Source organism: Candidatus Hydrogenedentota bacterium (assembly GCA_018005585.1).
Lineage (GTDB): Bacteria > Hydrogenedentota > Hydrogenedentia > Hydrogenedentales > JAGMZX01 > JAGMZX01.
In genome coordinates this window covers 2,355-9,673 of record JAGMZX010000186.1, presented here as the reverse complement: position 1 = coordinate 9,673, position 7,319 = coordinate 2,355, and the positions used below count along the sequence as shown (strand labels likewise).

Genomic DNA, 7,319 nt, shown 5'->3' with positions numbered 1-7,319 from the left:
CGGAATGCATGGAAAGGCATCGCGTGGGGGCCGAGGGAACAACATTCAGCCATTTGGTTGCCGTGAAAGAGGAGGCCTTACTGTGAAAAAAGCAGCCTTAGTAGTAATCGTTCTTATTATCTTGGCGCTGGCGCTGCCGGTCTCGAATCTGGTGATTCCCGCACCCGCGAACCGGCTCAGCAATCTGGATACGGACAATGCGCCGTTGAAGGCGGCCGCGGCAGTCCTGGCGCAGAAATGCGCCGGCTGTCATGTGCCCGATGCGCCCTTGCCGTTCTACGCGACATTACCGGTGGCGAAGGACATCATGGGCAAGGACATTCAGCGGGGGCTGCGGTTCTGGAACCTGGAGGAGTGGCTCGCGCACGCGGCAGCGCAACCCATGCCGGAGGTCCTGCTGGCAAAACTCGAAAGTTCCATTCACCATGACGAGATGCCGCCTGCGCAGTACCTGCTGTTGCACTGGAACCATCGCCTCAGCGAAGCAGACAAGGCGGTCCTCCTGGCATATGTGGCGGACGAGCGGGCCAAGCACTACGCGGCGCCCTGGACCGCGCCGCAGTTCGCGAACGAGCCCGTGCAGCCGCTGCCGCAGAGGATCGAGCTGGACGCAGCGAAGGTCGCGTTGGGCAACCGCTTGTACCATGACGTGCGCCTCTCGGGCGACGACACCATCTCGTGCGCATCGTGCCACGCGCTGGACAAGGGCGGCACGGACCAGGCCCGGTTCTCTACGGGTATCGGAGGCCAGGTCGGTGATATCAACTCGCCGACATCGCTCAATTCCGGGTTCAATTTCGTGCAATTCTGGGACGGGCGCGCCGCGACGCTCGAGGAACAGGCGGACGGGCCGGTCAACAACCCGATCGAAATGGGGGCGAACTGGCCGCAGGTGCTCGGCAAGCTGACGCAGGACGCCGCGTTCATGCAGGAATTCCTCGCGGTCTACCCGCAGGGACCGAGCAAGGAGACCATCACGGAAGCGATTGCGACATTCGAGCGTTCGCTCATCACGCCGGACTCTCCGCTTGACAAGTACCTGACGGGCGACGAGAAGGCGCTGTCGCCGGAAGCATTGCGCGGCTATGCGCTGTTCAAGGACCATCACTGCGCGACGTGCCACGTGGGCGAGACGCTCGGCGGTCAGTCGTATGAATACATGGGCTTGTTTGAGGACTATTTCGCGGCGCGCGGCAACGTGCAGAAGGCGGATTTCGGCCGCTTCAACGTGACGCAGAACGAGGCCGACCGGCACAAATTCAAAGTGCCCACGCTGCGCAACATCGAACTGACGTTCCCGTACTTCCACGACGGATCGACATCGGACCTCAAGGAAGCCGTGCGGACCATGGCGCAGTACAATGCCGGCGCGACGCTTTCGAGCGCTGACATAGACGCGGTCGTCGCGTTCCTCAAGTCGTTGACGGGCACGCTCAACGGCCAGCCGTTGTCCTGAGTGCGGCAACAGGCTTTTGCGCGGGCGCCGCGGCGGGGTTCAGGTCGCCGCGGCCCCGTTTGTTCTTTTCGGGCGCCCGCGCCAACGCTACGCGGCGCAGACACGGATTGACCCGGGAGGGCGGCGCCGGTACGATGGCGCCGGCGGCAGCGCGGCGGAAACCGGGAGGAACGCATCCATGCATGCTGTAATCGCGGCGTCATTGATGGTGCCTTGCTTGATCGCCCAGGCAGAACAGCCTGCAGCGCAGAGCGAGGGGGCGGCGCGACCGCTGCTCTGGTACGCGAAGCCGGCACAGGTCTGGGAGGAGGCGCTTCCTGTCGGGAATGGCCGGCTCGGCGCAATGGTGTTCGGCGGCGCGCCGGTCGAGCTCATCCAATTCAACGAGGAGTCGCTGTGGGACGGCTATCCCCGCGAACGGACCAATCCGCGGGCGCTCGAGGCGCTGCCGAAGGTGCGGCGTCTGCTATTCGAAGGTCAGAACGAGAAGGCGAAGCGCCTGGCCGACCGGACCATGCTCGGCGTGCCGCCCACGGTCCTCTCCTACCAGACTTTCGGCGACCTGCATCTTGAGATTGCGGGCGAGCCGTTGCCGGACGGCTATCGCCGTGAACTGGACCTCGACGCGGGCATCGCCGCGACGCAGTACCGCATTGACACGCCTGGCGGCGCGTGCAGGATCGCGCGCGAGGTCTTCGCGTCCGCGCCAGATAACGTCTTCGTCGTGCGCATATCCGCGGAGCGTCCCGGTGCGATCAATCTGGATGCCTCGATCACCCGGCAGCAGGACGCGGCATTCATGGTCGAGAACGAATCTCTGGGCGTGCTTCGCGGTCAGATCAATCGCCCGCATCATGAGACCGGCGAGAACATGGGCAGCCGATTCGCGGCATATCTGCAAATCCGCAGCGACGGCGGCAGCCTCGCGCCACAGGATGGGAAGCTTGGTGTGCGCGGCGCGGACGCCGTGACGCTCCTCCTGGCCGCGAACACGGATTTCCGCGGCGCGGACCCGGAGGCGGCGTGCCGCGAGGCGGTTGCGGCGGCCCCGGCGTTCGATGTCTTGCGCGCGCGGCATGTCGAGGACCATCAGGGATTGTTCCGGCGCGTGCGGATCGACTTGGGCCGCGGCGAGGGGGACACGCTGCCCACGGATGAGCGGCTCAAGCGGGTGCAGGAGGGCGCGGACGACCCGGGCCTCGCGGCGCTGTATTTTCAGTACGGACGCTACCTGCTCATGGGCAGTTCGCGGCCGGGCGGTCTGCCCGCGAACCTGCAGGGCGTCTGGAACCAGGAAATCAACGCGCCGTGGAACAGTGACTACCACACGAACATCAACCTGCAGATGAATTACTGGCCCGCCGAGGTGGCGAACCTCGCGGAATGCCATGTGCCGCTGTTTGACTACATGGATTCGCTCGTGCCGCCGGGCGGGAAAACGGCGCGCGAGATGTACGGCGCGCGCGGCTGGGTCGTGCATCATCTCAGCGACCTTTACGGGTTCACGGCCCCCGCCGACGGCGTCTGGGGCGTATGGCCGATGGGCGCGGCCTGGCTCGCGCAACATCCGTACGAGCATTACCTGTTCAGCGGCGACGCCGAGTTCCTGCGCGGGCGGGCGTATCCGCTGATGAAAGGCGCGGCGCTGTTCCTGCTCGATTTCCTCGTCGAGGACCCGCAGGGGCGGCTGGTCACGAACCCGTCGCATTCGCCGGAGAATTCGTTCCGCAAGGAGGATGGCACGACCTCGATGTTCACCTACGGCGCGACGATGGACCTGATGATCATCCATGACTTGTTCACGAACTGCATAGAGGCCGCGCAAACACTGGGCATCGACGAAGACTTCCGCGCGCAGCTTCGGGGCGCGCTCGACCGGCTCGCGCCGCTGCAGATCAGCCCGAAAACGGGACGGTTGCAGGAATGGATCGAGGACTACGACGAGCCGGAGCCGGGCCACCGGCACATGTCGCACCTGTACGGGCTGCATCCGGGAGACCAGATCACGCTGCGGGGCACGCCGGAACTCGCGGCGGCGGCGCGCAAGTCGCTCGAATACCGGCTGTCGCACGGCGGCGGTCACACCGGCTGGAGCCGGGCGTGGATCATCAGCTTCTGGTCGCGGCTGGGCGCCGCGGAGAAAGCGTACGAGAATCTCCAAGGCTTGTTGGCGAAATCCACCTTGCCGAACCTGTTCGACAACCACCCGCCCTTCCAGATTGACGGGAACTTCGGCGGGACAGCGGGCATCGCCGAGATGCTGCTGCAAAGCCACGAGGGCGAGATTCATTTGCTGCCCGCGCTGCCCGCGGCGTGGCCCGAAGGCTCCGTGAAGGGGCTGCGCGCGCGCGGCGGCTTCGAGGTAGACCAGGAATGGCGCGGCGGCAAGCTGATACAGGCCGCAATCCGCGCGAATTGCGGCGGCGCCTGCCGCGTGCGCGTCGCGGGCCAGGGATACCGGGTGCTAACCGCAAACGGGCTCGAGATCGAAGTGCAGACGGAGGCATCCGGACCGGAAACGGTGCTTGCGTTTCAGGCCGTTCCCGGCGAAACATACATTGTAAGGATGTAGACGGGGAACTGGCACGAACCGGTCTTCGAGGCGCGCCAGTCCCCGATGCACTATGCCACATGTTCTTGGAGACAGGCACGTTTCCCCCGCGAAGCGCGGGGTCGCTTGTGCCAGTCCTCGATTGACCGCAAATGGAGGGACTTCCAATGACCGCGATAATGTTGGGCGCGATGATGGCAAGCCTGGGTGCGGGGCCGTATGAGGCCACGTGGGAATCGCTGGACACGCGGCCGAACCCGCAATGGTTCGAGGATGCGAAGTTCGGCATCTTCATTCATTGGGGCGTCTATTCGGTGCCGTCGTGGGGGCCGAAAGACGCCTATGCCGAGTGGTACTGGAACCACATGCAGAACAAGGACGGCGAAACGTGGAAGTTCCATGAGCGGACCTACGGCGCGGATTTCCAGTACCAGGATTTCGCGCCGATGTTCACCGCGGAATTGTTTAATCCGGCGGAATGGGCGGACATCTTCAAGCGGTCGGGCGCGAAGTACATCGTTCTGACCTCAAAACACCACGAAGGGTTCTGCCTGTGGCCGAATCCGCAGAGCTGGAACTGGAACAGCGTGGACGTCGGCCCCCACCGCGACCTGTGCGGCGACCTGACCGCGGCCGTACATGCGGCGGGCCTGCGCATGGGCTTCTACTACTCGATCTACGAGTGGTACAACCCGCTGTACCAGTCGGACGTGGGCAAGTTCGTCGACCAGCACATGCTCCCGCAATTGAAGGACCTTGTCGAGCGGTACCAGCCGGACATCGTCTGGCCCGACGGTGAATGGGAGCACCCGAGCAGCACGTGGCGCAGCACGGAGTTTCTCGCGTGGCTGTTTAATGAATCGCCCGCGCCGAAGGACGTGGTGGTCAATGACCGCTGGGGAAAAGAAACGCGCAACGTACACGGCGGCTTCGCCACGCCGGAGTACGGGCATCTGCCGAAGGGGCGGCTGGTCGATGCGGGCCTCTTCGAGGAATGCCAGGGCATGGGCCGCTCGTTCGGTTACAACCGCAACGAGGCGGCTGAGGATTACCGCACCTCCGAGGAACTGGTCCATCTGCTCGTCGACAACGTGAGCCGCGGCGGCAACCTTCTGCTCGATATCGGCCCGACGGCGGACGGGCGCATCCCCGCCATCATGCAGCAGCGCCTGCTCGACATGGGCGCCTGGCTCGCGGTCAACGGCGATGCTATCTACGGCGCGGACAAATGGGCCGCCGCGCCCCAGATGGAGAAGGTCCGGTTCACGCAGAAGGGGAACGCGGTCTATGCCATCTGCCTCGAATGGCCGGGGAAAGAACTCGCGATTGAAATGCCGGGCGCGCCACAAGGTGTTTCGGTGTCGATGCTCGGGGTCACTGAGCCGCTTGCGGCAACGCTCGAAGGCCACACGCTGCGCATCGCCGTGCCGCAATTGACCATCGACCAGTTGCCGTGCCAGCACGCATACGTCTTTGAGATCGCGGGCGTGAATCCGTAGCGGCCATTCGAAATGGGCGTCTTTACAGGACTTCCCTCACAGACGGGAGCTGCGCGATAGTCCCATGAGTGAATCGTGATGGGTCCGCAAGCAACGCACAAGAAAGGGCGGCGACGGCTGGCCATCGCGGCCGGGGTCCTTCTGGCGCTCGTGGCGGCCGTGAAGGTGGGCGCGTACTTTTTCGACTGGCGCCCGATCATCGAACGGGCCGTGGAAAAAGAGCTGGGACTCCGCTTCGATATCGGAACGCTGTACCCCAGCGCGATTCCCTGGGCGCGCCTTGAAGGGCGCGACGTGGCGTTGGGCGCGGGCGATTTCGAGGCGCGCGCGGCCCGGGTCGTCGCCAAGGGCAGCCTTTGGCGGCTTGCGCTGCGGCACGTGCTGGTGACGCAGGGCGAAGTTGACGGGCTTGTGGTCCATTACCCCGAGACATTCGAAGGGATCGCCGGCCGCTGGCGGGCCGTGGACGAGCACCGGCATGGCTTGAAGGAACAGCGGCGCGCGCGGGACGCCGCGAGGCAGTCCGGCGCGCAACCCGCCCAGCAGAAAGACGACGACTGGACCGTGCACATCGTCGACATCGATGCGCCGGACGCCGTCGTGTATATGGGCGCGCGCGAGGCGCTGCGCGGCCGTATCGAGATACACGACCTGGTCACCGGCCACACGGAGTACGCGCTCGACGCGGATGTCCCGCGCTTTGGCAAGGACGCGCGCGTGGTTATTCGCGCCACCTTGACGGAATCCGGCGCAGACGACCCGCACCTCGACGGCGAGGCCCTGCTCTGGGACTGGGCGGTATGGGACCTGGGGCTTCCTTCCTGGCTGCCCGAGGCGTGGGTTGACGCGGAACTGCGCGCCCAGGGGGCCTTCATCTCGGATATCCGCTTCGCCGTGCAGGGTGACCTGCGTGTTCCGGACGCGCCGGGGTTGGGGGGATCCTTCACGGCTTCTGCCTGGCTGCAAGAGGAGCAGCGGGTGATTGTGAATCAGTGCGTTCTGGAAGGCCCCGGGCTGCGCGTCACGGGCGATTTCACGCGCGAGCCGGACGGGCGCATGGCCTGCCGCGTCCAGCATCTCGACGCGTTCGGCGCGGGGCTCACGGACCTGATGGCGCTGGCTTCGACGACGCGGGGCGCGCTGGAAGCGAGCGGCGACGGACATCTTACCGTGACGGGCCTGCTTCTGGGCACGGACGGCGCGGGGCACTTGCGCCTGGTCGAGGGCTCGGCGGCGCTTTCGGGAATCGATTTCGTGTCTTCGGGCGGCGCGCTGGCGTTCGACGACCTCGAAGGCAACGTGAGCGTGGCCGAGGGGGCGTTCCGGATCGACGGGCTGCGCAGCGCCGGCATGACGGCGCACGGCTGGCTGCGGCCCTTCGCGGAAACGGACGCGGTCGCCGTAGACCTCGCGGGTGAGATGGAACTGCAGCGGGAACGGCTTGCCGCCTGGCTGCCGCTCGACAATGTCGAGGAACTCACGGGCCGCGTGACCGTGGACGAGTTGAAGGGCACGTTTCGCGCGGGCGCGGGCCTGCCGGCGGACCTGCGCGCGCGGTTCAGGCTGGAGAACGCGGGCGCGGCCGTGCGGCCCGCCGATTTTGCGGAGCCGCTGCGTTGCGAACACCTGAACGGCACGGTGAGCTTCGCGGATGGCGCGCTGCAACTCAGCGAGATTCAGGGCGACGGCGTTGTCCTGGACGGCACGGTCCGGCTGGACCCGCGGGCGGGCGGCGCCGCGGTCGACCTGCGCGGCGAACTCGACCTCGGCAGCGGCATCGCGGGCGCGCTCCTTCCTCGGGCGTGGCTGCGCG

General features: G+C 66.0%; 4 protein-coding genes. All 4 read left to right on the top strand.

From position 1 onward, the window contains the following. Positions 1-4: 4 nt before the first annotated feature. Complete coding sequence (locus KA184_21375) at positions 5-1,456, top strand: heme-binding domain-containing protein (GenBank protein ID MBP8132138.1); 1,452 nt, start codon at positions 5-7, stop codon at positions 1,454-1,456. Positions 1,457-1,661: 205 nt separating this feature from the next. Then, on the top strand, positions 1,662-4,028 hold the full coding sequence (locus KA184_21370) for a glycoside hydrolase family 95 protein (GenBank protein ID MBP8132137.1): 2,367 nt from the start codon (positions 1,662-1,664) through the stop codon (positions 4,026-4,028). Between the two features lie 158 nt (positions 4,029-4,186). Further along, the gene (locus tag KA184_21365) at positions 4,187-5,506 is read left to right on the top strand and encodes an alpha-L-fucosidase (protein ID MBP8132136.1); all 1,320 of its coding nucleotides are present in this window, start codon (positions 4,187-4,189) and stop codon (positions 5,504-5,506) included. Positions 5,507-5,584: 78 nt separating this feature from the next. Then, positions 5,585-7,319, top strand: a 1,735-nt coding sequence (locus KA184_21360) for a hypothetical protein (protein ID MBP8132135.1), incomplete at its 3' end; no start/stop codon positions are given.

Excerpts from the sequence above, each read along its gene's own strand:
- KA184_21375 (MBP8132138.1), top strand. The coding sequence starts at position 5 with ATGCATGGAAAGGCATCGCGTGGGGGCCGAGGGAACAACATTCAGCCA.
- KA184_21370 (MBP8132137.1), top strand. The coding sequence starts at position 1,662 with ATGGTGCCTTGCTTGATCGCCCAGGCAGAACAGCCTGCAGCGCAGAGC.
- KA184_21365 (MBP8132136.1), top strand. The coding sequence starts at position 4,187 with ATGTTGGGCGCGATGATGGCAAGCCTGGGTGCGGGGCCGTATGAGGCC.